This window comes from Dietzia sp. ANT_WB102 (assembly GCF_008369165.1).
Classification (GTDB): domain Bacteria; phylum Actinomycetota; class Actinomycetes; order Mycobacteriales; family Mycobacteriaceae; genus Dietzia.
Genome location: NZ_VOBA01000001.1, coordinates 1,758,525 through 1,781,624, shown reverse-complemented (window position 1 = coordinate 1,781,624; position 23,100 = coordinate 1,758,525). Strand labels below are relative to the sequence as shown.

The window sequence follows — 23,100 nt, the reverse complement described above, 5'->3', positions numbered from 1 at the left end:
ATGGTGCGTTGACAGTCTACGAGCGGTTCACGCCGCAGGGTCGGGATGCAGGACTGCGGCTCCGGAGAACCGACCGGCGGCGAGATCACGTAGCGCGGACAGTGCGTCATCGAGGTGATATCGCCTCGTCGTCACCCGTAACCGGTGCCGTCCGGCAAAGGCGAGGAAGTCCACCGCGTCGTCCCGGGTGTTGGCTTCGACGCTGCGGATCTGCCGTTCGTGGAACAGGTGGCGACGGTAGTCCAGCGGCGGTGTGTCGCTCATGTGGATGCCCGCGAGGGCGAGAATCCCCCCGCGGTCGAGGGCGGACAACGCGACGGGCACGAGATCACCCACGGGGGCAAAGATGATCGCGGCGTCCAAGGGCTCGGGCGGTTCGGCGTAGGCCTCCGCTGCCGACGCCGCCCCGAGTTCGAGAGCGAGGCGACGGGCGTCGGGTTCGCGTGTCATCACGTGGACGGTGGCGCCACGGTGGAGGGCGACCTGGGCGACAAGGTGCGCGCTGCCGCCGAAACCGTAGAGCCCCAGCCGGCCGCCCGCGGGCAGGTCGGTGCGGCGCAGAGCGCGGAAGCCGATGATCCCCGCGCACAACAAGGGGGCCAGCTCGTCAGAGTCGTATCCCTCGGGCAGAGACAGTGCATACGCGGCGGGCGCGACGACGTACTCTGCGTATCCCCCGTCGGCATCCCACCCGGTGTACGTCGAGGCTGGGCACAGGTTCTCCGCGCCACGTCGGCAGTACGTGCACTCACCGCATGTCCCGCGCAGCCACGGAACACCGACCAGATCGCCGATCCGGAGGCTCGTCTCGGTCCCACGGCCGATCCCGACGACCTCCCCCACGATCTCGTGACCGGGGATCACGTGTGCGCGGTGGACGGGCAGATCGCCCTCGCAGACATGGAGATCGGTACGGCACACTCCGCACGCCTCCACCCGCAGGAGCAATTCGCCCGTGGACGGGGACGGTATCGGGACCTCCACATAGTGCAGGGGCGCCTGCGAGACCGGGGCCGGGGTCGTGACGGTCCAGGCCTTCATCGTCGCCGAGGTCCCGGTCATCGGTCCCTCCGCAGTGTCGTCGACGTCATCTGGTGAGGATCCTGCCCGCGAGGCGTCGCCGGGAGGGCCACAGGACCCTGTGTCGGGGGACTTCGGTCACGCGGCACACGGGTCGGTCTCCACCGTGTGGGAGCCTCCCGCCGGGCTACGACTGTGCAGAACTCGGTGTGGTTCGCGGGCTGCCCGCCTAGGCTCTGGAAATGGGCACGGAGTCAGGCAGGGCAGGCGATCGCTTGCCTCCGGCCGCGCCGTTCCGGGCAGAGCAGGGCGAGATCATCGAGGCCATGCTCGCGGACACGTCGGATCTCGGGCTGGAGACGACGCTCCGCTGGATCGAGGCGACGCGTGATGTCCGCACCGAGCTCCTCGCCGACGCCGGCGACCGCGACGTGTTGAACCTGATCGCTCGGAAGGTCCTGGTACTCGCGGACGCCGACCTGGTCTTCATCGCACAACCCGACGATCCCGAGCACCCAGCCCACCTGGTGGGGCATCTCGTCGTCACCGTCGCGTCCGGCTCGCGGGCCGACCTGCTCGAAGGCGAAGCGATCCCCGTGGCGGGGTCGACGACAGGGAGAGCATTCACGTCACGGCAGCCCGTCCACGGAGACCGCCTCGAGTACGCGGTCACGCGCGATGTCGGCGACGGTTTCGGGCCGGTCCTGGCCGTGCCGATGCGTGCGGTCGACTCCACCACCGGAGTGCTCGTCGCGCTGCGTGCGGACGGACGGCCCGGCTTCACCGAGGACGTCGTGGACATGACCGCAAACTTCGCGGATCAGGCGAGCCTCGCCGTACACCTGGGTGCGGCAGCAGCGCAGGCCCGCCAGGTGGAAGTGCTCGCCGAACGGGAACGCATCGCGCGCGATCTCCATGACCATGTCATCCAACGGATCTTCGCCGAGGGCCTGACCTTGCAGGCCACCCTCCAGCGCACCCAGTCCCCCGACATCCGTGAACGGTTGACGCGAACCATAGACACCCTCCAGAGCATCGTCCAGGAGATCCGCACCACCATCTTCGACCTCCAGTCCGGCGACACGCAGACCTCCGGTCTGCGCCAACGCATCCACGAGGTGATCGACCAGCAGCTCGGCGACTCCCCGCTCCGCACGCACCTCCGCATATCCGGGCCGTTGTCCGTGGTGGACCAGCACACGGCAGAGCACCTGGTCGCGGTGGTTCGCGAATCGGTGAGCAACGTGGTCCGCCACGCCTGGGCCGAGTCGATGACGGTCACCGTCGGGATCGGGGACGACATCGTGGTGGAGGTGTCCGACGACGGGGTCGGTCTCGATCCGACGACCGACCGGAGCGGACTCGCCAATCTCAGACGACGCGCCGAGAGCCTCGGCGGGACGCTGACCACCCCGGCCCAGCGCACGGGCACCGTGGTGCGGTGGTCGGTGCCACTGCGATGACGGCATCAACGCGGGATCGGCCGCGAGCGCCCCGACCTATGGCGCGGTGGTCCCCACCGAGTACGCGGCCGCCGCGTCGCGCACGTCCATGACGTATTCGCGGGATGCGTTGTAGGCGAGCACTGCCCGCTGCCAGTTCTCGGCCTGGCTCAGGTCTCCCCCGGCGTCGCACAGGAGGCGGGCGGCGGCCACGGCGGCGTCGTCGATCTGATTGGGGTCGGCGCGGCCGTCGCCGCTGGCGTCGCGGCCGTACTTGCGCCACGACTCGGGGATGAACTGCATGGGTCCCACAGCCCGGTCGTGCTCGGTGTCGCCGTCCCACTCGCCGTCATCGGTATCGGGCAGGTCTGCGAAACCGGGTGAACCGTCGAGTTTGATCCCGATGATCGGCGGCAGGGCGTAGCCGTCGTCGCTCAATGACGCCCCCTGGTACCGACCGTGCCGCGTCTCCACGTGCCCGATGCCGGCCAGCGTGGTCCAGGCGAGGCTGCACTCAGGCCGGGTCTGCCGCATGGTTTCGGCGGCGTTGCCGTACGCGGCGAGCGCGGCGACGGGGATGTTCATCGCCTCGTTGATGCCCGCCGCCCACTCGCGCAACTGGTCGGAGGTGCGGCCGGGCGCGTTGATGTCGATGGTCGGCACCGGGGCGCCGGCCGCGGGCGGGATGCCCGGGGGGATCGGGATCGGCGCCTGGCGGGTGGGCCCATAGGAGCACGACGACGACAACACGGCGATCGCGAGCAGGCCCGCGATACTCGCGGTGGCGCGGGGGGTCAGGGTGGGCATCGCCTGCAAGTCTGCCCGAGCCGGGATACGCCACGCCTCGGGGTCCTCCCTGATTCGGGGCGGGGCGAACTCAACCGCGGGACGCCAATCCCCGGGCCAGCGCGGTGAACTCGTCGAGCAACGCCTCGCGGCTGATGGCGGGACGGTCAAGCACCCAGCGCACGGCGATGTTCTCCACGGCCATGACGATCACCCACGCCCGCGCCGCCGGGTCGGCCGAGCGCAGGCCCGCGGCGGAGAGGTAAACGGTCAGCAGTTCGCGGACCCGCCGCTCCAGCGCGTGCTGCGCGGCCCGGTGCCGGGCCGCCGGCAGTTCCTCCCACACGATCCGCAGCAGCCCCGCGTCCGCCTCCAAGGCGGCGAGCAGTGCGTCGGCGATCGCCCGCACGGTGGCGGGATCCTGGACCTCCATCGGCCCGGCGCCGGCCAGCGACGCCGCCACCTGGTCGGAGATCTCGGCAGTCCAGCGGTCCATCACCACCGTGACCAGCGCGGACTTGTCGGGGAAGTACTGGTACAGCGACCCCGGGCTGACCTCGGCCTCGTCGGCGACGCGGTTGGTGGTGAACGATTCGTAGCCGTCACGCACGAGCACGACGCGAGCAGCCTCCTCGATCCGGCGCACCATTTCCCGGGATCTTGCCTGTTGGGGAACCCTTCGCATGAACGCGAATTGTATGCGAGTAAATACTCGCGTCAAAGTGGTGGCATGACCACCGCACCCGAACGGCCCACCCCGGACCCCGTCACCGTCGCGCGCTACCCGACCCGCTTCCGCGAGGCCGAGGAGCGTTCGCGGCGCATCGGCCGCCCCCTCAAGCGCATCGCCGGCGTGGACGAGGTGGACGAGCAGCTCATGGACCGCCTCGGCCGCGGCTACCTCGAGCGCGACGAACTCGGCAACGAACTGGCCGCGGCCATGCGACTACGTTCCGGCGAACCGGGCGCCGTGAGCCGCCGCCAACTCGACGAGGCGCTGACCACCGGCACCGCCGGGCTCGGCGAGGACGCGCCACCGGTACTGCGCAGGTACCTCGAGCGACTCGAGGACACCCCGGACTGGGTCGACTGGGACCGGATCGAACGCGGACAGAAGGCCTACCTGCGCCTGGGGCAGAACGCCGCGGACATCCTGCTGCAGCTCTCCCTCATCGGCGGCTACCGGTTCGGCGGCCCCACCGACCTCCTCGTGGCCACCGGCGGCCTGACGGGCAACACCACGCTGCGCCGGCTCGCCGAGACCAGCCACTGGACCATGTCCCTGACCCTCCCCGACGGGCTGCGGCCCCACGGGGAGGCATGGCGACTCACCGGCCACGTGCGCGCGATGCACGCCGTGGTCAATCACGCCATGGAGCCGCGCTGGGACATCGACCGCTGGGGCCTACCGATCAGCCAGAGCGACCTCGCCGCCACCCTCGGCCTCTTTGACGCCGTCGTCCTGCTGGGGTCCCGAACGCTCGGCGTAGCGGTGAGCCGCCAGGATTCGGCGGACATCATGCACATGTGGCGCTACGTCGGCTGGCTGCTCGGAGTGGACGACGACTTCCTGGTCGAGCGCGAGAGCGAGCGACACCGGATGAACTACCACGTCCTCCTCGCGCAGGCCGGACTCTCCGAAGCCGGACCGCAGCTCACCCAGGCGCTGGTGGCGGCGCAACGCCGCCGCCACCGCAGCGGGCCGCTCCCCCGGCTCCGCGCCCGCGTAGGCCACGAGCGACTGTTGAGCATGCTCACCGTGCTCCTCGGCCGCGAGTCAATGCGCGAGTTCGGTCTGCCCGTCCGGCCGCCGTGGGCACACGCCTACCTCATCGCGCTGAACACCCTGCGGTACCGCACCCCGGTCGGCCGGGCCCGGCTCGAAGCATGGGGCGAGCGGGTCCGCGTCCGCGAGCGCAAAGAGACTTTTGGTGACGCCCGACCCGACATCGGCAGGCCCGCCTCGCCGACAACATCGCCCGCCCTCGCTGCTCGTCAACGACCTGCAAGCGGCCCGCACGCCGACGACACCCGCCTCGCTAGCGACAGCGACTAATGAGGCCGCAGAGCCTCAACCGGTGAAATTAGGCGATAACGGCTCATTTGTCACTTTTAGGCGCTTACGCCTTATGTCGGCGGGGTGTGGCACGATCGCCTCATGTACGTCGTGACCATCGATCAACGTCGCAGCCGCAGCAGCGCCGACCGGGTACCCGCCCTGCTCGACGCCCTGGCTGCGGTCCCGACCGCCGCCGCGTTCGAGCGCACGGCCGGCGACGAGGTCCAGGGTCTGCTCACCGACCCTGGCGCGGTTCGGTCCGCACTACTCATCACGCTGCGCTCGGGTGACTGGCACTGCGGGGTAGGGGTGGGAGACGTCGACGACGAGTCCTACCTATCTGGGACCAGAGCCGGTCGCGGACGCGCCTATATCGCGGCCCGCGACGCCGTCGACGCCGCGAAGAGCCTGCCCGGCTCGGTGGCGATACGGGTCGCCGACGACGCCGCCGCGGATCCGGACCCCGCCACCGGCGCCGGCGCCAGCGCCAGCGCCGACCGGCACGACGACGGCAGTTCGGCCACGGCGTGGGCCGCCGACTGCGAAGCGGTCTGGGCGCTGGTCGCGCCGCTCGTACTGGGCCGCACCGAGGCACAGTGGCGGGTGGTGGACGCCGTCGACCGCTCCCCCACCCAGGTCGCCGCCGCCGAAGAGCTGGGAATCGCCCCCGCCTCGGTGACCGGAGCCCTGCGCCTGTCACGCATCCGGGAGGAACGCGCCGCCTACCCGGTGCTCGACCGGCTGCTCGCGGGCGCTCACAGGGCGGCGACAGAAGGTGCGGAATGAGCACCTGGCCTGACTGGATCCTCGTCGCGATCGTTGTCACGCTCAGCCTCATCGCCTCGGCGGGGCTCGGGTCGCCCATCGCTTCGCTGGTGCTGCGCTCGGCCCGCGTCCCCGAGCCACCCACCGTCGAGATCAGCGGCGACTCCCGCCGGCCGGTGGTACGCAAACGCGACGACCCCGCCCCTCACGTCCGCGAGGTGCTGCGCGGCGGAATGTGGATCGGCATCCTCGAACGCGTCGGACTCACCGCCGCCATCCTCGCCGGACGGTTCGAGCTCGCCGCCGTGGTGGTGGCCATCAAAGCGCTCGGCCGATACCCCGAGATCCGGGAGAACCCCGCGGTGAGCGAGCGGTTCATCATCGGTACGCTCGCCTCTCTGCTCGTCGCGGCAGCGTGCGGGGCCGCCGGATTGGCCCTCCTGCACGCGATCACCTGACAACCGCGACCACCAGAGCATCGTCATCACCGCACCCCAAGGACACCCCATGCTGACCATCCGCTCAGCCACCAGCGCCGACGCGCCCGCGATCGCCGGCATCCTCAGCGAGGCCTTCCGCGACGATCCCGCGTGGTCGGTTAGCCTGACGCGCCAGGAGAACAAGGTCGCCACACTGGCCGCCCACTACGGCCGCCGGGTGCGGCGGCACCCCGAGTGGGTCGATGTCGCGGTGGACGACGGTCGCATCGTCGGCGCCATCCTGTGGGAGCCACCCGCCAGCCCCGGAGTGCTCGACACGGCTCGGCGCGCGGTGACCGCAGCGGCGCGGCAGGTCCTGGGACGACTCCCCGGCGGACACGGCATCCGCCACACCCAACAGATCGAGGCGTACCGCCCGGACGAACCGCACTGGTACCTCCGCGACATCGGCACCGGCCCGGACGCGCGCGGCAAGGGCGTCGGATCGGCCCTGCTCGAGCACCGCCTGAGAATCGTCGACCGGTCCCCCACCCCGCTGACCTTCCTCGAATCCACCACCCCGGGCAGCCGCCGCCTCTACGAGCGGTTCGGATTCGAGGCGGTGGGCTCGGTCCCGACCCTTCCCGGGGAAGCCTCGACCGCGATGATCCGCCGGTCCGGCGGCAACGCGCGGTAAAGCAGACGGGGTAGCACCGGCAAGGTCCGGCAGGCGTGGTCCCACAGTCGGACCCCGGGCGTCGCCCCTGCCAGTACCCTCACCCGCATGACAGCTGACTTCGCGGCCCCGATCACAGAGGCCCTGGGCCGAGCCCGCCAGAACGTCATCTACCGATCCGGCATCTCCGGCATCACCCCGGCGGTGCCGACCAGCGCCGAGAAACTCGAAGCCGCCGCCCAGCGCGCACTCCTGCGCAGGCCGGGCGGGAGGAAGGCATGGGCATACGTCTACGGCGGCGCCGGCTCCGGCACAACCATGGACGCCAACCGCGAAGCGTTCGACCGGCGCCGGATCGTCCCGCGCATGCTCCGCGACACCTCCCGGCGCGACATCTCCACCACCGTGCTCGGACAGCGGCTCCCCGCCCCCGTCCTGGTCGCCCCGATCGGCGCCGCCGGACTGGTGCGCCGCGACGCCGACGTACTCATCGGCAAAGCCGCCGCCCGACGAGGGCTGCCGTACATCTTCTCCTCGCAGGGCTCCTCCCCAATGGAGGCCACCGCGGCCGCGATGCAGGACGGCCCCCGATGGTTCCAGCTGTACTGGAGCAGCGACGAAAACCTGGTCGACAGCTTCATCGCCCGGGCCGAGGCCATCAACGCCGAGGCGCTGGTCGTCACCCTCGACACCACCACCCTGGGCTGGCGGCCGTGGGACCTCGACCTCGGCTCGCTACCGTTCACCCGGGGCGTTGGGATCGCGCAGTACACCTCCGACCCCCGCTTCCGTGAGATGGTCGCCGAGCGGGTGTCCCGCGCGGCCGGCGCCGGCACGAACCCCGACCCGGTCACGATCACCCCGCGGGCGGTACTCACCCTGCTCGAGATGGCACGAAACCACCCGGGCACCCTGCGGACAAACCTCCGCGCCCCCGAGACCCGCGCGGCCGTCGAGACGTTCCTCGACACCTTCTCCAACCCGGCCCTGAGTTGGGACCACCTGTCGACCCTGCGGGCTCGGACGCGACTGCCGATCGTGCTCAAGGGCGTCCTGCACCCCGACGACGCGCAGCGGGCCTTCGACGCGGGCGTCGACGCGGTCATGGTCTCCAATCACGGAGGCCGGCAGGTCGACGGGTCGATCGGCAGCCTCGACGCCCTCGTCCGGGTCCGCGAGGCCGTCGGCCCAGAGCCGACCCTGCTGCTCGACTCCGGCATCCGCAACGGCACCGACGTCGTCAAAGCCATGGCCTGCGGGGCGAACGCCGTCACGATCGGTCGGCCCCACATCTACGGCCTGGCCATCGCCGGCGAGCGTGGCGTCGGCGAGGTGCTCGACAATCTGCTCGCCGAGATCGACCTCACCATGTCGCTGAGCGGCGCGAGCTCGTGGGACGAGGTCGACAGCTCACTGTTGACCGTGTGATCTGGCGATCTGGTGATCCCATCACCTGACCTGGTGACTCCTGCATAAACAACAACCCCCGGTCGGCGAGTGCCGACCGGGGGGTCGTTGTTCGTGAACGAGCTAGATGATCGCTTCGCCGTCGCGCTTGGATTCCGCGACCTCCTTGACGAAACCGCGCACGAGCACGACCAGGACGCCGGCCACGATCACCGGCCAGATGAGCACATAGATCGTGAGAAGAATCGGTGTCATGAGTAACTGACCTCCTTTCCCTAGACCCGGACCAGGTCGTCGTCGTTGTCGTCGTCGTCATCGCCACGGCGCCGATCCCTACCGGCGGCGACCGGCGCGTTGTCGGCCCCCGCCGCGGCATCCCGCTCGGCGTCGGCCTCGGCCTCTGCCTCGAGCACCTCCGCGACCTCCTCCGTGTCGTAATCGGCGGTGCGGCGGGCGATCTTGGCGAAGTCGAAGTCCATCGAGCTACGCACCGACATGGCATAGCAGACGATCGTGCTCACCGCGTACGCCACCAGCGAGGCTGTCAGCGTGTCGTAATCGCGCAGGAAGTTAAAGACGAACGGTGCACTGGCCAACGCGGCGAGCCCGCCGACCAGCAGCGCCGGACGCAGCCCGACGAAGCCGAACACCATCAGCCCCAGCACCACGCCCACGCCGACAACTGCCAGCGCCTCGATCACGATCGGCAGCACACCCGTGTCCGGGACAAGCCCGAAACGGGTCGGGATGAACACCGCCAACGCCACCAACACGGACACCGTGAACGCCGAGTTGGTGACCTTCTTCCAGTAGAAGCTGGCGATCACCGGGAACACCAGCGCACCCCACAGGGCACCCACGAACACCAGCAGATCCAGAATGTTGAACCGGATGTTGGCGAAGATCAACGCCGCTGTCGTCGCAAGGATCATCGTCAACCGGCCGATAATGAGCATCGTGCGCGGGTTGGGGATCTTTCCACGGCCGCGCAGGCTCTGGCCGTACATGTCCGTCATCGCGATCGAGGACATAGCCGCCAGATCCGAGTCCGCGGTCGAGGACAGGGACCCGATGATCATGATGAAGAACAACGCAACAAGGACGCCAGGCAGGTACTCGGCGGCGACCTGCGGCAACAGGTTGTTGGGGTCGCCCTCGACCGGATCGATCCCGGCGTACAGCGCGAGCACACCCACCATGCCGATGCCGATGATCGTGGCACCGTAACCGATCGTGGCGGTGATGAACGTCGGCTTGATCAGGTCCTCGCGCACCGCGAACAGCCGCTGCGCGATGGTCTGGTTACCGATCGCGTAGGCGAGCACGGCGGCGATGTACGGCGCGCCCTGATTGAGGAACGCCTCGGACGAAAAGAACGACTGCTGCTGCGGGGTGACGTTCTGCACGCCCGACTCGAACAGTTCTGTTCCGCCGAGGAAAAAGAACATGGCCGGCACGATGATGACCACTGCACCGAGCATCGCCAGCACCTGACCGAAGTCCGTCAGGACCGAGGCGCGGAAACCCGACCACAGGGTGTAGAGCAGCACACCGCCCGCGATCACGATCACGCCCTGGATGAAGCTGAACGGGCTCAGCATGGAGATCAGTGCGCCACCGGCGATGAAGTTCGACGTCAAGGAAATGACGGAACCGAGGATGTTGGATCCTGCCAGCATCAGCTGGGAGGATCGGCCGTGGCGCGCGAACATGACCTCGGCCAGGGTGTGCGCCTGCGGCGCGACCTTCCGGATGCGCCGCCCGAAGGGGTAGATGAACAGGATCATCAGGGCACCCCAGAGCCCATAGTGGATCGGGCCGGACACCCCGTAGAGGTAGCCCGAGTTCACCGAGGCGTACATGGACGACGCCCAGATCCACGTGGCGGTCATCGATGCCGCCGACATGCCGAAGCCGATCTTGTGTCCGGCCGTCATGAAGTCGTCAGCGTTCTCGTCCTTCTGCGCGATCCGCATGGACGCGAACATCGTTCCGCCGTAAAACAACAACAGAAGTAGCACGACAGCGGTCGCGCTCAATGCGGTAGTCCCAAGCAACCTCTCTGCCCTTTCCCTCTTCGTTTGTTTCGACCAACCCCAGCGAGCATAGAGAATTCTGGGCGCAAACTGAGAATCGTTGTGGCGATCGCGGTTGTCCGACCGTCCAACGCGAGGGGCCGATTTTCCCGTATTGCGCCCGAAGCGACGGGGTCCGAATGGAGGGAAACTCCAAACCGCCGGTGTTGCTCAGGTTCTGTTGTGGATGAAGACCCACACTATTGACGGCCCCAATAAATTTCACCACGATGCAAGAAAAACCGCGTTTGGTCTGCAGATATTCGATCGCGGGGGCGCATGGCGCCGCTCCCAATAACCCAGGAACTCAACAATGGAAACGGCGTCAACTTAAGTGTGAGATTACGATCTCACCTAGTGAGACCGAGTAGCCGCGCCTCGCAGCTAGTGCGGCCACGCCGCGCGCCAGTCGGCAGCAGTCGCCTCGGCGACCGGCATCGCCAGAAGCGCCTCGGCCCGGCTGACCGAGCGAGCGAACCGTCGAACCACCCGCCGGTAATCGACCTCTGCCGAGCCCGAGCCCGCCGTGGCGGTGTCAGGGTCAGTGTCGGAGCCAGTGTCGGTGGCGGTGCCGGTGCCGGTGGCACGGTCGCGGAACAGGCCCGTGGGTTCCACATGGACGACCCGCATCTCGGCGGGCACCAGGTCCTCGGGGACGCCTGCCGAGCGAACTCGCGCCAGGACCTTCTGCCCCAGCGCCAGAGCGGGCATATCCCAGGAGATCCCTTCGACCACGCCCCGAGGTGTCCGCCCCGCCCGCTCGCCGGCCTTGGCCTGTTGCCACAGCCGGTCCTGCTCCGCCGCGTCGAGCTTCTTGGCGCCGGCGTCGTCGGTGAACCAGTACGGGGCCCGGCGGCGGAGCTTGTCGAGCAGCGCGCCAGCCACGTCCTGGATGTCGAACGGCTGCTCGGGATGCTCGGCGCCGATCGCCGCATGGAACAGCACCTGCAGAAGTAGGTCGCCGAGCTCGGAGACCAGCTCGGCGCGGTCGCCATCGGCCACCGCATCGACCAACTCCCACGACTCCTCGAGCAGGTACGGCAGGAGCGAGGCGTGAGTCTGGGCGGACTCCCACTTGCCGTCGCGGCGGATCCGCGCCATCACCTCGACCGCCTCGACCAGTCGGTCGCCGCCGGAGCGAGTCCCGTCGGGTCTCGCCGGGGCTGCGCGCTCGCGGCCGGGTTCCGCCGAGCCGGAGCTCATCCCGCGGGCGCCGTCTCCGGCTGGATCACCGGGTTCGATCCCTCCGGATCCCCTGCCATCGCGGTGAGGAAGTCTGCGGCGTACTGCAGCATCTCGTCGTCGCGCGCCTTCTCTCCGCCCGCACCGGCGCGGGCCCCGGCGGCCTTGGGCAGCGGCAGGAGCACCGTCTTCTGCGTGGCCCGGTACTGGGCGGCCGGATACATGCGCTTGAGTCGCATCTGCTGCGAGTCCAGCAGGTCGAGCGGCCCCACTCGCAGTCGCGAACCGGCCAGCACGATCTCGCGGACCCGATACTTTTGGGCGACCAGCCGCAGACGCGACACGGACACCACGCGGCGGGCTTCGACGGGGAGCGGCCCGTAGCGGTCGATGAGCTCCTCGACCACGGCATCGATGTCGCCGGGCTCGCGCGCCTGCGAGAGCTTGCGGTAGGCCTCCAACCGCAGTCGGTCCCCGTCGACGTAGTCGACGGGGATGTAGGCGTCGACGGGCAACTCGATGCGGATCTCGCCGAGCTCCTCCTCGACCTCGACGGTCTCGCCGTCGGCGATAGCGCGGTACGCCTCCACCGCCTCACCCACAAGGCGGATGTAAAGGTCGAATCCGACGCCCGCGATGTGCCCGGACTGTTCAGCTCCCAGGACGTTGCCGGCGCCGCGGAGTTCGAGGTCCTTCATCGCCACGGCCATGCCGGCGCCCAGTTCGTTGTTCTGCGCGATGGTGGCGAGCCGCTCGTAGGCTGTCTCGGTGAGCGGCTTCTCCGGGTCGTACAGGAAGTAGGCGTATCCACGTTCGCGGGACCGGCCCACACGGCCGCGCAACTGATGCATTTGCGACAGTCCGAGCTGGTCGGAGCGGTCCACGATGAGCGTGTTGGCGTTGGAGATGTCCAGGCCGGTCTCGACGATGGTCGTACACACCAGCACGTCGTAGTCGCGGTTCCAGAAGCCGCCGACGGTCTGCTCGAGCTGCTCCTCCCCCATCTGCCCGTGCGCCACCACTACGCGCGCCTCGGGCACCAGGTCGCGGATCCTCGCCGCGGTGGCGTCGATGGTCCGCACGCGGTTGTGCACGTAGAAGATCTGCCCCTCGCGCAGCAACTCGCGGCGGATCGCGGCGGCGACGTGCTTATCCGAGTACGCGCCCACGTACGTCAACACCGGCAGCCGCTCCTCGGGCGGGGTGAGGATCTGGCTCATCTCGCGGATGCCGGCCAGCGACATCTCGAGCGTGCGCGGGATCGGCGTGGCGGACATGGTGAGCACGTCCACGTGGGTGCGCAGGGAGGTGATGTGCTCCTTGTGCTCCACGCCGAAGCGCTGTTCCTCGTCCACGATCACCAAGCCGAGGTTCTTCCACCGCACGCCGGTCGCGAGCAGCCGGTGAGTGCCGATCACCACGTCCACGGTGCCGTCGGCGAGGCCCGCGATGACCTTCTTGGCCTCCGCGTCCGAGGTGAAGCGGCTGAGTCCCTTGATGGTCACGGGGAAACCTGTCATCCGCTCCGCGAACGTGGCCATGTGCTGCTGCGCGAGCAGGGTGGTGGGCACGAGCACCGCCACCTGGGTGCCGTCCTGCACGGCCTTGAACGCCGCGCGCACCGCGACCTCGGTCTTGCCGTAGCCCACGTCGCCCACCACCACGCGATCCATGGGGGCGGTCTTCTCCATGTCCGCCTTGACGTCCTCGATCGCGGTGAGCTGGTCGACGGTCTCGGTGAAGGGGAACGCGTCCTCCATCTCGAGCTGCCACGGGGTGTCGGGGCCGAAGGCGCGGCCGGGCGCGGACTGCCGCTTGGCGTACAGCTGCACCAGCTCGGTGGCGATCTCCCGGACGGCCTTGCGGGCCTTGCGCTTGGTGTTCTGCCAGTCGGCGCCGCCCATCTTGGACAACGTCGGGGCCTCACCGCCCACGTAGCGGCTGAGTTGCCCGAGCGACTCCATGGGCACGTACAGCCGGTCACCGGCCGCGCCGCGCTTGCCGGGCGCGTACTCGATCACCAGGTACTCGCGCCGCGAGGAGCCGTCGCCGCCGCGCACCTGCCGCTCGACCATCTCCACGAACCGGCCGATGCCGTGCTGGTCGTGCACCACCCAGTCGCCGGCCTTGAGCGCCAGCGGGTCGACCTGGTTGCGCCGCTTGGAGTGGCGCGCCTTGGGGCGGGTGGTGGAGCCGAGACGGTTGCCGGTGAGGTCGGTCTCGGAGACGACGACGAGGTCGTCGGACACCCCGTCGGCGCCGCCGGTGAGCGAGAACCCGCCGTGCAGGACCGACTCGTAGACCGACACCAGTCCGGCGGCGGGCTCGGCCCCCGCCGTCGCGGCCGTGGCGGGGACCTCCGCCTCGGACAGGCGTTCCAGGATGCGGGTGACGGTGCCGTGGCCAGGCACCACCACCGCGGCCCGGCCGCCGCCGCCGACCAGCGCCCGGAGCCGGACGAACATGGCCTCCATCTCGGAGTCCTTGCCGCGCGGGGCCGGCGGGTCGCCCGCGGGGACGGTCACCAGCAGGCCGTCCTCGGGGTCGGTGAGGAATCCGGGCGGGACCAGCTGCCACCAGGCGCGGCCCGCGGCGGTCGCTTCCTCACGGACGGCGGAGAAGGTGCGGTAGCCCGAGCCGGACAGGTCCAGGGTCTCGCTGTCCACGGGGGCGTCGCCGCCCATGGTCGCGGCGGTCCACGAGGCCTCGAGGAACTCCCGGCCGGCGGACGCCAGGTCGGCGGCGCGGCGGCGGACCTTGTCCGGGTCGCACACCACCACGCGGGTGTCGGCGGGCATGAGCATCGGAAGGGTGGTCATGTCCTCCGGCACGAGCACCGAGGTCAGGGCCTCCATGCCGTCGCGGGGGATGCCCTCGGCCAGTGAGTCCAGCAGTTCGGCCAGAGTGGGGTTGGCGCGGTGCTCTGCGGCCAACTCCCCCGCCCGGGCCCGCACGGTGTCGTCGAGTAGCAGTTCGCGGCACGGGAACAGCAGTGCCGATTCCACCTCGCCGTCGGGCAGCGATCGCTGGTCGGCGACCGAGAACTCGCGGATCTCGGCGATGGTGTCGCCGTCGAACTCGATACGCAGCGGATGGTCGGCGGTGGTCGGGAAGACGTCGACGATCCCGCCGCGGACCGCGACGTCGCCGCGCCGGGCCACCATGTCCTCGCGGAGGTAGGCGAACTCGGCGAGCCGCACGATGAGATCGGTCGGGTCCAGCTCGGCGCCCTTGGCCAACCGCACCGGCTCCCGGCGGGCCGCTCCGGGAGAGATCGGCTGCACCACCGACCGCGCCGCCGCCACGACGATCCCCGGCGGCCGACCGGACAGCACCGAGTTCAGTACCTGTAACCGGCGTCCGATCGTGTCCGCGGCCGGCGAGAGACGCTCGTGCGGCAATGTCTCCCAGCTGGGGAACTGCGCCACCTCGTCGTCGTACAACCCCGACAGCTCGTCGGCCAGTTCCTCACACTCGCGCTCGGTGGCCGTCACCACCAGCAACGGGGTGCGCTGCGCGAGCGCGGCGACCAGGAACGGCCGCATCGCCTCGGGCGAGCGCACCACCGCCGCGTCCCGGTCCAGGCCCTCGCGCAGGTCGGCCAGTGCCGGGTTGGCCAGGACCGCACCCGCCAGACCGGACAGCGCGGCGGTCGCAGGTGTGGTGGCGGTGGCGGTGGTGGTCACGCGTGTGGATCCTCCGGGTTCGGAATTCAGCGTTCGAGGTTCGGCGTTCGGGGTTCGAGGTTCGTCGAGCGGGGTCGTGCGGGTCGCACCGGTGGTGGGACGCACACCTGGGGGCCGCAGAACACCCACTCTAACCGCGCGCCCGCCCCGGTAGCCTGTGCGTATGCGCGAGACCACAGACGCCGAGCACGTCGACCCTGAGCACGCCGACCCTGAGCGCGTCGACGACTCGGGTGCCCCCGCCGGCCCGGTGACGATAACTCCCGCCACCGCCCCCCGCGCCGACGCCGCCCACACGATCGGCGCGCGCGTGTTCACCGACCGGTGGATCGGTGTGCTGTTGACGATCGGCTCGGCCATCGCGCTGGTCGCCTCGTTCCAGCTCAGCCTCGACAAGATCCGACTGTTGGAGAACCCGGATTACACGCCGGCGTGCAACTTCTCCATCCTCATGAGCTGCAAGAGCGTCATCAACTCCGAGCAGGGGACGGCGTTCGGATTCCCCAACCCGTTCATCGGGCTGATCGGGTTCGGCATCGTGATCGCCATCGGCGTCGCCGCCGCCTCGGGGGTGCGGTTCCCGCGCTGGTACTGGGTGGGCGCACTGCTCGGGCTGACCTTCGCCACCGTGTTCGTCCACTGGCTGGCGTTCCAGTCGATCTTCGTGATCCAGGTGCTGTGCCCGTGGTGCATGGTCGTGTGGTCCGCCACCATCCCCATGTTCTGGTACACCCTGCTGCACGTGGTGGCCAAGCTCACCCCGGCGCGCTGGGTCCGCGGGCTCCAGCAGTGGCACCTGGTGCCCGTCGTGGTGTGGTTCCTCGCTCTGGCAGGTGTGATCCTGTGGGCGTTCTGGGACTTCTACTGGGCTGACTTCTTCGGCAACCTCTGAGGCGGCCGGGCCCGTGACGGAATATGCAGGGGTCGACGTGGTGATCCCCGCCCACGACGAGCAGGATCTTTTGCCCGGCTGCCTCGACGCGCTCGACGACTGCATTGCCGCCACCCCGATCCCGGTGACCGTGACCATCGTCCTGGACTCCTGCAGCGACGCCACCGAGGACCTCGCGCGGGGGCGGGCCCGCCTCGTGCGCACAACAGCCCGCAACGTCGGCATCGCCCGCGCGCGCGGGTTCGACCAGGCGGAGCAGTCCTCGTCGTCGTCGTCGGCATCCTCGCCGCATCCCACCGGGCGGCGCTGGTACGCGACCACCGACGCCGACTCGCGCGTGCCCCGAACATGGCTGACCGACCAGCTGAACCTGGCCCGCTCCGGCGCCGAGGTGGTGGCCGGGCTGGTGCGAGTCGACGACTGGTCGGACTGGACCCCCGCCACCCGGCTGCGCTACCTCGAGGGCTACCACCCGGGCCCCGGCCACCGGCACATCCACGGCGCGAACCTCGGGATCTCCGCCCGCGCCTACCGCGACCTCGGCGGCTTCGACCCGCTCCCCGTCCATGAGGACGTCCAACTGATCCGGCGCGCGCAGGACGCCGGCCTGGCGGTGGCCTGGTCCACGGCCACACCCGTGACGACCTCGGCCCGACGGTCCGCCCGCGCCCCCGCGGGTTTCGCCGCACACCTCGCCGCCACGGAAGGGACCACCACACCATGACCGTGCCCCACGCTTCCCCGGCCACCCCCGACCCCACACGATCCGCCGCCCTGGCCCGCGACTGGGTGCGCGCGGGACGCGCCGACCTGCCGCTGCCCGCCCGCGGCGACACCCGCACCCGGTGGTCCGAGCTCACCGTGATGTGCGCGACCGACGTCTCCGCCGGCCGCCTGGCGGAGGCGCACGCCGACGCCGACGCGATCCTCGCCGAGATCGACGGCACCCGCGTGGGACGCGACGAACTGTGGGGCGTGTGGGCGGCCGAGCCGCCGACACCAGTACTCACCGCCCGCCGCGCGGACGGCGGGTGGGTGCTCGACGGGGTCAAGGCCTGGTGCTCCGGCGGCGACGTGTGCACGCACGCCCTGGTCACCGCGCTCGACGACGACGAGCCGCGCCTCTTCGCCGTCGACCTGCGCCAGCCCGGTGTCGCGCCCCGGGGCGGCGGCTGGGCGCACCCGGGGATGTCCGGAAGCCGCACCACCAGCGTGGAGTTCACCGACGCGGCGGCCCGCACCATCGGCGACCACCGCTCCTACCTCGACCGGCCCGGGTTCTGGCACGGCGGGATCGGGGTGGCCGCCTGCTGGCTCGGTGCCGGGATCGCCGTGGCCCGGCCCCTCCTCGCGCGGGCGACCCGGCCCGACGCCGAGGCCCACGCCCTGGCCCACCTCGGCGGGGTGGACGTGGCCCTGGGCGGGGCCTCGTGGGCGCTGGACGCGGCCGCTGCGGAGGTCGACCGCGACGGGCCCGGAGCGGACCTCGCCACCGCCCGCCACCGGGCCGTGCGCGTGCGGGCGCTGGTCGAGGCCGCGGTAGACGAGACCATCCGGCGCGTCGGCCGGGCACTCGGCGCCGGGCCACTCGCGATGGACCCGCGGCACGCACAGAACGTGCTCGACGCCCAGGTGTACATCCGGCAGTTCCACGCCGAGCGGGACCTGGCCGGACTGGGCGCCACCGCCGCCACCCACGGCGGGTGGGCGCGGTGACCGGCGGGGCGGCAGGAGCCGCCGGGGACGGTTCCACGGACTGGGCCGGCATCGGACCCGGCGACCGCGGCACGCCCCACGCCCGGTGGGACACCTGGCTGCGCGATCGGCCCCCGGACGCCGAGCTGGATATCCCGTCCGAGATCCGGCGGCTGGTCGTCGTCGCGCCTCACCCCGACGACGAGATCCTCGGCGTGGGCATCACCGCAGCCCGGTTCGCCGCCGCCGGGGTCGAGGTGGAGATCGTGGCCGTCACCGACGGCGACGCCTCGCACCCTGAGTCCCCCACCGTGTGCCCGCAGCGCCTCGCGTCCCTGAGGGTCTCCGAGAGCCGGCGCGCCTGCTCCGTACTGGGACTACCCGAGCCAGTGCGTCTCGGCCTCCCCGACGGCGGTGTCCGTACTCAGGAATCGCGTCTGACAGACGCGATCACCGACGTCATCGGCCGTGGTGGCGGCGCCGACTGCCTGGTGCTGAGCACCTGGAGCGGAGACGGCCACCCGGACCACGAGGCCTCCGGCCGCGCAGCCGCCCGGGCGTGCGCCACCACCGGGGCGCGCCTCGCGGAATACCCCGTGTGGACGTGGCACTGGGCCGCACCAGCCGATCCGCGCGTGCCGTGGCACCGCCGGCACCGTGTGGTGCTCACCGCTGCCGAACTCGCCGCCAAGCACACGGCCGTCAGCGAGTTCCGCACTCAGATCGCTCCCCTGTCCGACCAACCCGGGGATGAGGCGATCCTCCCCGACTGGATCCTCGACCGGCTGATCACCCGCGAGGAGACGATCTTCTTGTGAGCACCCCGGGCCATTACTTCCGGCAGATGTACTCCGGGGCGGACGACCCCTGGGACTTCGCCGGCTCCTGGTACGAACTGCGACGCTACGGACTGCTGCTCGCCTCCCTGCCCGACCAGCGTTACCGGGTGTGCTTCGAGCCCGCCTGCTCGGTGGGGGTACTCACCGAGATGCTTGCCGGGCGGTGCGACGAGGTCCATGCGGTGGACGTTATCGACACCGCCGCGGACCAGGCCCGCCGCCGCGCCGACGGGGCGGGGCTGGACCACGTCCACGTGCGTACCGCCGACGCGCTGGACCCGTGGCCGAGACAGTCCTGCGACCTGCTCGTGCTCTCGGAGTTCCTCTACTACACGCCGGTCGACGGACTCGACGAGCTCATCACCGCGCTACTGCAACTGGCAGAACCCGGCGGGACGGTCGCGGCGTGCCACTGGCTGGGGCGCTCGGAGGATCACGCCTGCCATGGAGAGGACGTCCACGCCGCACTGGCGCGCCGGACCGACCTCACTCGGCTCGTCCACCACCGGGAAGAGGGCTTCCTCCTGGACGTGTTCCGGCGCGACTGACCACTCGACCGGCGGGTCCGGTGCTGCGTTGAGCAGATGCCCGGCGTGTACAGCCAGTTACTGTAGTGATCATTACCGAAACCCGTGGCAGGGCCCGATCGCATCCGCGCACGCGCCCTGCCCGCCTCAGAAAGGTGGACCAATGATCGAAACCCTCGTCCGGAACTGGTGGGTGCAGCTCATCCGCGGCGCGCTGGCGATCGCCCTCGGCGCGACCGCTCTCGTTTCCCCCGGCACGAGTATGACTCTCGCGATATTCCTCGTCGCTGCATTCGCAATCGGGGACGGCGCCATGGCTGTGACGACGGGGCTGGCTATGCCCAACGGCGCCAACGGCCGCAATGGCATGATTTTCGCTGGCGTGGGCTTCATCATTCTCGGCCTGGTCGTCCTGTTCTGGCCCGGGCTCACAACCACCGCTCTGACACTGCTCTTCGCCGCCTGGCTGGTGGCCTCCGGCGTGCTTGTGATCGTCGGTGCCCGCACGTTGAGCGCCGAGATCTCCAACTCGTGGATGATGGCGGTCCTGGGAGCGGTCCTGGTCGTGCTGGGGATCGGACTCGCCCTGGTGGGCCCGGACGCGATCACCACCTTCGTCAACTTTGCCGGATGGTTCGGACTCGCCGTGGGCGCGATCATGGTCGCGGTGGCGTTCCGTCTCCGCGCCGACACCGGCCAGCTGGGAGCGCGCAGGACCGACGCAGCCTGAGACCCGTCGCCCAGAGGCCGGGTGCCGCCGAACGCGGCACCCGGCCTCTGCCTCGGCCTACGGTTGGCCCGGCCTCGGCCTACGGTTGGCCCGGCCCCGGGCGAAGATCGCGACCGGCCGAGATTCCGTCCTGATGGCTCTCCTCGGAATACTTGGCCAGCACCTCGCCCTCCAGCGACGGCGCCGGGTCGAGGTGCGACAAGCCGTTGAAGCAGAGATTGACGATGTGCGCCGCCACCGCTTCCTTGGGGGGCGTGCGGACGTCGAGCCACCACTGGGCCGTGCCTGAGACCATCCCCACCAGCGCCTGCGCGTAGACGCTCGTGGTGACGGGATCGAATCCGCGGACGACGAACTCTTCCTCGAGGATGTAGGTCACGCTCGCGGTGGCGTCATTGAGCAGGGTCGAATACGAGCTTCCGCCCGCCGGGGATGATTCGCGCACCAGGATCCGGAAGCCGTCCGTCCGCTCTTCGACATAACGCAGTAGCGCCATTGCCGCACGCTCGATGCGCCGCCGTGAACCCTCGCCCTGCAAAGCCTCGGTGATCTCCGCGCCCAGGTAGGCCAACTCGCGGTCGCATACCACCGCGTACAGCCCCTCTTTGCCGCCGAAGTGCTCGTAGACCACGGGTTTGGACACTCCCGCCGCCGCGGCGATGTCCTCCACCGTCGCGGCGTCGTAGCCGTTCTCGGCAAAGATCCGTCGCCCGACCTCCACCAGCTGCTGCCGCCGCTTGGCTGCCGGCATTCTCACCCTCGGCGCCGGCACATCCTCGCCCGTCATGTTCCACCCTTCCGCTGATCCCCCGAGCCTAGACGGGCCAATGGCCCGCACCGGTCACAGCCCGCTCCGGTCAGCACTCCCGCGTATGCCACACTGGTAGCGGCTCGTTCGCGGGCCGGTCCCCCGTGGTGTAATCGGCAACACTCCTGATTTTGGTTCAGGCATTTCAGGTTCGAGTCCTGGCGGGGGAGCTCCATTTTCACGCCGAGTCACTCTGTCCAGCCCCTGGCTCGGCGTCCCTGGGAAAACGCTGCACGCAGTGACTCCGCGCAGGGGCGGGAGAGCCGCGCGGGGCCGCAGGCCGGGCCGTGGGGGGCGGATCAGAAGATCCCGCCGAAGATGCCCACCGCCAGCACGAGCAGCAGCACGAGGCCGATGGCCAGGACCGTCAGCGCCGGCTGACGCGCGCGCCGCGGAACCCGCTCCACCTCGGCGTCGGGTCGGAAGTCCGGATCGTCCTCGGGCCGACCCGGTCCGTTTATTCCAGTCACGTGACTCGCTCCTGTTCCCTCCGGGTTGTCCACGTCGACCCGGTGCACTCGGCGCGTAGACGGCAGCACACCCGCCGCCACACGCTGTGCCCCATTCCGCTCGGCAGTCATCGTTGCCCTCACCGTAGGGGCTGCCTCCGGGCCCCTCCACCGGTCACTGTCGAGGAACTCGGCGCTCTACCCCTGTGCTCCCCGCTCGATCGCGCTGCGGACGGTGTAGCGCAGGAACGCCGGGAAGGCGATCGCGCAGATCACGACGCCGATCACCACCAGCACGCCGCCCCCGGCCGCGGCGGCCGCGGTGCCGAGTGAGGCCGCGGCGACACCATGGGCCACGTCGCCGAGCCGTGGGCCGCCGGCCACCACGACGATGAACACGCCCTGCAGGCGACCTCGCATCTCGTCGGTGGCCGAGTCCAGCAGGATCGCCTGCCGGAACGCAGCCGAGATCATGTCGACGGCGCCGCCGAACGCGAGCGCGGCCAGGGCCAGCCACAGCCACCAGACGGAGCCACCCGGTGAGGACGCGGCCACCACCACTCCGAACGCCACCATCGCCAGGCCCCACAGCGCCACGCACACCAGTACCGCCAGCCCCTGCCGGCGCACTCGTGGGATCCAGCCGGAGAACACGCCACCGAGTACGGCTCCCACGCTCATCGCGGCGAAGAGCAGCCCGAGGGCGGTCCCGCCGGTCGCGGGGTCGCCGAACGAGTCGGCGGCGATCTGCGGGAACAGTGCCCGTGGCATGCCGAAGACCATCGCGATGATGTCCACGAGGAACGAGGCCAACAGGATGCGGCGGGTGGCGAGGTAGGCGAACCCGTCGATCACCGACCTGAGCCCCACGGACTTGCCCTTCCCCGCGACCGGCTGCGGTGGGAGCCGGAACACCGCGTACAGGGTGGCCAGGAGCGCGACGGCGGTGAACAAGTACATCGTCGACAGTCCCAGGACAGGGATGAGGATGCCCGCAGACAGTGGCCCAACGATCGCGCCGAACTGCATCACGGTCATGTTCAACGCCGAGGCGGAGGCCAACTGGTCGGAGGGGACGATCCGCGGGATGATCGCCGAGCGGGTGGGTTGGTTGACCGCGAAGAACGCCTGCTGCACCGAGAGCAGCACCATCACCACCCATACGTTCCGGTTGCCGGCCGCGGCCTGCGCCCAGAACAGCAGCGAGGTGACGATCAGCCCGACGGTGGTGACCATGAGCAGGCGCCGCCGGTCGAGCGCGTCGGCCAGGGCGCCGCCCCACAAGCCGAAGACGACCAGGGGCACGAGAGCGAACACGCCTGTAAGCCCCACGTACGCGGAGCTGCGGGTGATCTCGAAGACCTGCTGCGGCACCGCGACGACCGAAAGTTGCGAGCCGATGACCGTGATGATGTTGGCGAACCACAGTCTGCGAAAGTCCGGCTCCTGTAGCGGTCGGGTATCTGCCAGCTGGCGCCTCAGAACTGACACGCCGGGCAGGCTACCCCGCAGCGAACCGATTCGGATCGTCGGAGTGACCCTCTATTCTGGGATGCGGTCCGCTCGCCGGACGCACCCGGAACATCTATCCGTCACCCGCCTCACCACCCACCCCATCACCCACCACCGTGCGCGCGGGGCGC

The 23,100-nt window shown here is 70.1% G+C and carries 22 protein-coding genes and 1 tRNA gene; 13 read left to right on the top strand and 10 right to left on the bottom strand.

Features of this window, described 5'->3' with window-relative positions; genetic code table 11:
* Positions 1-27: 27 nt before the first annotated feature.
* A complete protein-coding gene (locus FQ137_RS08270) occupies positions 28-1,041 on the bottom strand; it encodes a zinc-binding alcohol dehydrogenase family protein (protein WP_149292728.1) in 1,014 nt (337 codons plus the stop codon).
* A 221-nt stretch (positions 1,042-1,262) separates the two neighbouring features.
* Between FQ137_RS08270 and FQ137_RS08265 the strand changes: the two genes are divergently transcribed.
* Positions 1,263-2,483: a GAF domain-containing sensor histidine kinase gene (locus FQ137_RS08265; RefSeq protein ID WP_149291959.1), complete on the top strand. Its 1,221-nt coding sequence runs from the start codon at positions 1,263-1,265 to the stop codon at positions 2,481-2,483.
* A 36-nt stretch (positions 2,484-2,519) separates the two neighbouring features.
* Here the strand turns inward: FQ137_RS08265 and FQ137_RS08260 are convergent, their stop codons facing one another.
* Positions 2,520-3,269: a lytic transglycosylase domain-containing protein gene (locus tag FQ137_RS08260; RefSeq protein WP_149291958.1), complete on the bottom strand. Its 750-nt coding sequence runs from the start codon at positions 3,267-3,269 to the stop codon at positions 2,520-2,522.
* A 70-nt stretch (positions 3,270-3,339) separates the two neighbouring features.
* Positions 3,340-3,933 carry a TetR/AcrR family transcriptional regulator gene (locus tag FQ137_RS08255; RefSeq protein ID WP_255583808.1) on the bottom strand — a complete coding sequence of 198 codons (594 nt, stop codon included), beginning with the start codon at positions 3,931-3,933 and terminating at the stop codon, positions 3,340-3,342.
* A gap of 45 nt (positions 3,934-3,978) precedes the next feature.
* Here FQ137_RS08255 and FQ137_RS08250 point away from each other — a divergent pair, with 45 nt between their 5' ends.
* The 5 genes from FQ137_RS08250 to FQ137_RS08230 all read left to right on the top strand — a co-directional run bounded on the left by FQ137_RS08250 (position 3,979) and on the right by FQ137_RS08230 (position 8,595).
* Entirely contained in the window at positions 3,979-5,304 is a 1,326-nt protein-coding gene (locus tag FQ137_RS08250; protein ID WP_149291957.1) for an oxygenase MpaB family protein, read from the top strand.
* 102 nt (positions 5,305-5,406) lie between these two features.
* Entirely contained in the window at positions 5,407-6,093 is a 687-nt protein-coding gene (locus FQ137_RS08245; protein WP_149291956.1) for a hypothetical protein, read from the top strand.
* The gene (locus FQ137_RS08240) at positions 6,090-6,530 is read left to right on the top strand and encodes a hypothetical protein (protein ID WP_149291955.1); all 441 of its coding nucleotides are present in this window, start codon (positions 6,090-6,092) and stop codon (positions 6,528-6,530) included. The genes FQ137_RS08245 and FQ137_RS08240 overlap by 4 nt, the downstream gene beginning before the upstream one ends.
* 49 nt (positions 6,531-6,579) lie before the next feature.
* Positions 6,580-7,188: a GNAT family N-acetyltransferase gene (locus FQ137_RS08235; protein ID WP_149291954.1), complete on the top strand. Its 609-nt coding sequence runs from the start codon at positions 6,580-6,582 to the stop codon at positions 7,186-7,188.
* Between the two features lie 87 nt (positions 7,189-7,275).
* Positions 7,276-8,595, top strand: coding sequence for an alpha-hydroxy-acid oxidizing protein (locus FQ137_RS08230; protein WP_149291953.1), 1,320 nt, complete (start codon positions 7,276-7,278; stop codon positions 8,593-8,595).
* A gap of 102 nt (positions 8,596-8,697) precedes the next feature.
* Here the strand turns inward: FQ137_RS08230 and FQ137_RS15445 are convergent, their stop codons facing one another.
* From FQ137_RS15445 to mfd, 4 genes are all read right to left on the bottom strand, one after another.
* A complete protein-coding gene (locus FQ137_RS15445; RefSeq protein ID WP_223146496.1) occupies positions 8,698-8,829 on the bottom strand; it encodes a putative transporter small subunit in 132 nt (43 codons plus the stop codon).
* 20 nt (positions 8,830-8,849) lie between these two features.
* Complete coding sequence (locus FQ137_RS08225; RefSeq protein WP_149292726.1) at positions 8,850-10,562, bottom strand: sodium:solute symporter family protein; 1,713 nt, start codon at positions 10,560-10,562, stop codon at positions 8,850-8,852.
* A gap of 471 nt (positions 10,563-11,033) precedes the next feature.
* Positions 11,034-11,852 (bottom strand): MazG nucleotide pyrophosphohydrolase domain-containing protein, encoded by an 819-nt coding sequence (locus FQ137_RS08220; RefSeq protein WP_149291952.1) that lies wholly within the window; start codon positions 11,850-11,852, stop codon positions 11,034-11,036.
* Positions 11,849-15,517, bottom strand: coding sequence for a transcription-repair coupling factor (gene mfd / locus FQ137_RS08215; protein ID WP_149291951.1), 3,669 nt, complete (start codon positions 15,515-15,517; stop codon positions 11,849-11,851). The genes FQ137_RS08220 and mfd overlap by 4 nt, the downstream gene beginning before the upstream one ends.
* A 163-nt stretch (positions 15,518-15,680) precedes the next feature.
* On the opposite strand from mfd, the gene FQ137_RS08210 reads away from it, so the two are divergent.
* The 6 genes from FQ137_RS08210 (at position 15,681) to FQ137_RS08185 (ending at position 20,200) form a co-directional block, all read left to right on the top strand.
* Complete coding sequence (locus tag FQ137_RS08210) at positions 15,681-16,409, top strand: vitamin K epoxide reductase family protein (RefSeq protein WP_149291950.1); 729 nt, start codon at positions 15,681-15,683, stop codon at positions 16,407-16,409.
* A 13-nt stretch (positions 16,410-16,422) separates the two neighbouring features.
* Complete coding sequence (locus tag FQ137_RS08205; protein WP_255583807.1) at positions 16,423-17,133, top strand: glycosyltransferase family 2 protein; 711 nt, start codon at positions 16,423-16,425, stop codon at positions 17,131-17,133.
* Positions 17,130-18,125 (top strand): acyl-CoA dehydrogenase family protein, encoded by a 996-nt coding sequence (locus FQ137_RS08200; protein ID WP_149291949.1) that lies wholly within the window; start codon positions 17,130-17,132, stop codon positions 18,123-18,125. Before FQ137_RS08205 ends, FQ137_RS08200 begins: the two co-directional genes overlap by 4 nt.
* On the top strand, positions 18,122-18,922 hold the full coding sequence (locus tag FQ137_RS08195; protein ID WP_255583806.1) for a PIG-L deacetylase family protein: 801 nt from the start codon (positions 18,122-18,124) through the stop codon (positions 18,920-18,922). Before FQ137_RS08200 ends, FQ137_RS08195 begins: the two co-directional genes overlap by 4 nt.
* Complete coding sequence (locus tag FQ137_RS08190; RefSeq protein ID WP_149291948.1) at positions 18,919-19,491, top strand: bifunctional 2-polyprenyl-6-hydroxyphenol methylase/3-demethylubiquinol 3-O-methyltransferase UbiG; 573 nt, start codon at positions 18,919-18,921, stop codon at positions 19,489-19,491. The genes FQ137_RS08195 and FQ137_RS08190 overlap by 4 nt, the downstream gene beginning before the upstream one ends.
* A gap of 142 nt (positions 19,492-19,633) precedes the next feature.
* Entirely contained in the window at positions 19,634-20,200 is a 567-nt protein-coding gene (locus FQ137_RS08185; RefSeq protein ID WP_149291947.1) for an HdeD family acid-resistance protein, read from the top strand.
* Positions 20,201-20,279: 79 nt separating this feature from the next.
* On the opposite strand, the gene FQ137_RS08180 is transcribed toward FQ137_RS08185, so the two are convergent.
* Positions 20,280-20,987 carry a TetR/AcrR family transcriptional regulator gene (locus FQ137_RS08180; RefSeq protein WP_149291946.1) on the bottom strand — a complete coding sequence of 236 codons (708 nt, stop codon included), beginning with the start codon at positions 20,985-20,987 and terminating at the stop codon, positions 20,280-20,282.
* Positions 20,988-21,106: 119 nt separating this feature from the next.
* On the opposite strand from FQ137_RS08180, the gene FQ137_RS08175 reads away from it, so the two are divergent.
* Positions 21,107-21,178 (top strand) — tRNA-Gln (locus FQ137_RS08175).
* A gap of 129 nt (positions 21,179-21,307) precedes the next feature.
* On the opposite strand, the gene FQ137_RS15375 is transcribed toward FQ137_RS08175, so the two are convergent.
* Together FQ137_RS15375 and FQ137_RS08170 are read right to left on the bottom strand one after the other, a co-directional pair.
* Positions 21,308-21,478 (bottom strand): hypothetical protein, encoded by a 171-nt coding sequence (locus FQ137_RS15375; RefSeq protein WP_188064839.1) that lies wholly within the window; start codon positions 21,476-21,478, stop codon positions 21,308-21,310.
* Positions 21,479-21,655: 177 nt separating this feature from the next.
* On the bottom strand, positions 21,656-22,939 hold the full coding sequence (locus FQ137_RS08170) for an MFS transporter (protein WP_149292723.1): 1,284 nt from the start codon (positions 22,937-22,939) through the stop codon (positions 21,656-21,658).
* Between the last annotated feature and the right edge of the window lie 161 nt (positions 22,940-23,100).

What these genes read in the sequence shown, in the direction of transcription:
- FQ137_RS08270 (WP_149292728.1), bottom strand. Translation starts at nt 1,041, where the DNA reads ATGAAGGCCTGGACCGTCACGACCCCGGCCCCGGTCTCGCAGGCGCCC.
- FQ137_RS08265 (WP_149291959.1), top strand. Translation starts at nt 1,263, where the DNA reads ATGGGCACGGAGTCAGGCAGGGCAGGCGATCGCTTGCCTCCGGCCGCG.
- FQ137_RS08260 (WP_149291958.1), bottom strand. Translation starts at nt 3,269, where the DNA reads ATGCCCACCCTGACCCCCCGCGCCACCGCGAGTATCGCGGGCCTGCTC.
- FQ137_RS08255 (WP_255583808.1), bottom strand. Translation starts at nt 3,933, where the DNA reads ATGCGAAGGGTTCCCCAACAGGCAAGATCCCGGGAAATGGTGCGCCGG.
- FQ137_RS08250 (WP_149291957.1), top strand. Translation starts at nt 3,979, where the DNA reads ATGACCACCGCACCCGAACGGCCCACCCCGGACCCCGTCACCGTCGCG.
- FQ137_RS08245 (WP_149291956.1), top strand. Translation starts at nt 5,407, where the DNA reads ATGTACGTCGTGACCATCGATCAACGTCGCAGCCGCAGCAGCGCCGAC.
- FQ137_RS08240 (WP_149291955.1), top strand. Translation starts at nt 6,090, where the DNA reads ATGAGCACCTGGCCTGACTGGATCCTCGTCGCGATCGTTGTCACGCTC.
- FQ137_RS08235 (WP_149291954.1), top strand. Translation starts at nt 6,580, where the DNA reads ATGCTGACCATCCGCTCAGCCACCAGCGCCGACGCGCCCGCGATCGCC.
- FQ137_RS08230 (WP_149291953.1), top strand. Translation starts at nt 7,276, where the DNA reads ATGACAGCTGACTTCGCGGCCCCGATCACAGAGGCCCTGGGCCGAGCC.
- FQ137_RS15445 (WP_223146496.1), bottom strand. Translation starts at nt 8,829, where the DNA reads ATGACACCGATTCTTCTCACGATCTATGTGCTCATCTGGCCGGTGATC.
- FQ137_RS08225 (WP_149292726.1), bottom strand. Translation starts at nt 10,562, where the DNA reads ATGTTCGCGTCCATGCGGATCGCGCAGAAGGACGAGAACGCTGACGAC.
- FQ137_RS08220 (WP_149291952.1), bottom strand. Translation starts at nt 11,852, where the DNA reads ATGAGCTCCGGCTCGGCGGAACCCGGCCGCGAGCGCGCAGCCCCGGCG.
- FQ137_RS08210 (WP_149291950.1), top strand. Translation starts at nt 15,681, where the DNA reads ATGCGCGAGACCACAGACGCCGAGCACGTCGACCCTGAGCACGCCGAC.
- FQ137_RS08200 (WP_149291949.1), top strand. Translation starts at nt 17,130, where the DNA reads ATGACCGTGCCCCACGCTTCCCCGGCCACCCCCGACCCCACACGATCC.
- FQ137_RS08185 (WP_149291947.1), top strand. Translation starts at nt 19,634, where the DNA reads ATGATCGAAACCCTCGTCCGGAACTGGTGGGTGCAGCTCATCCGCGGC.
- FQ137_RS08180 (WP_149291946.1), bottom strand. Translation starts at nt 20,987, where the DNA reads ATGACGGGCGAGGATGTGCCGGCGCCGAGGGTGAGAATGCCGGCAGCC.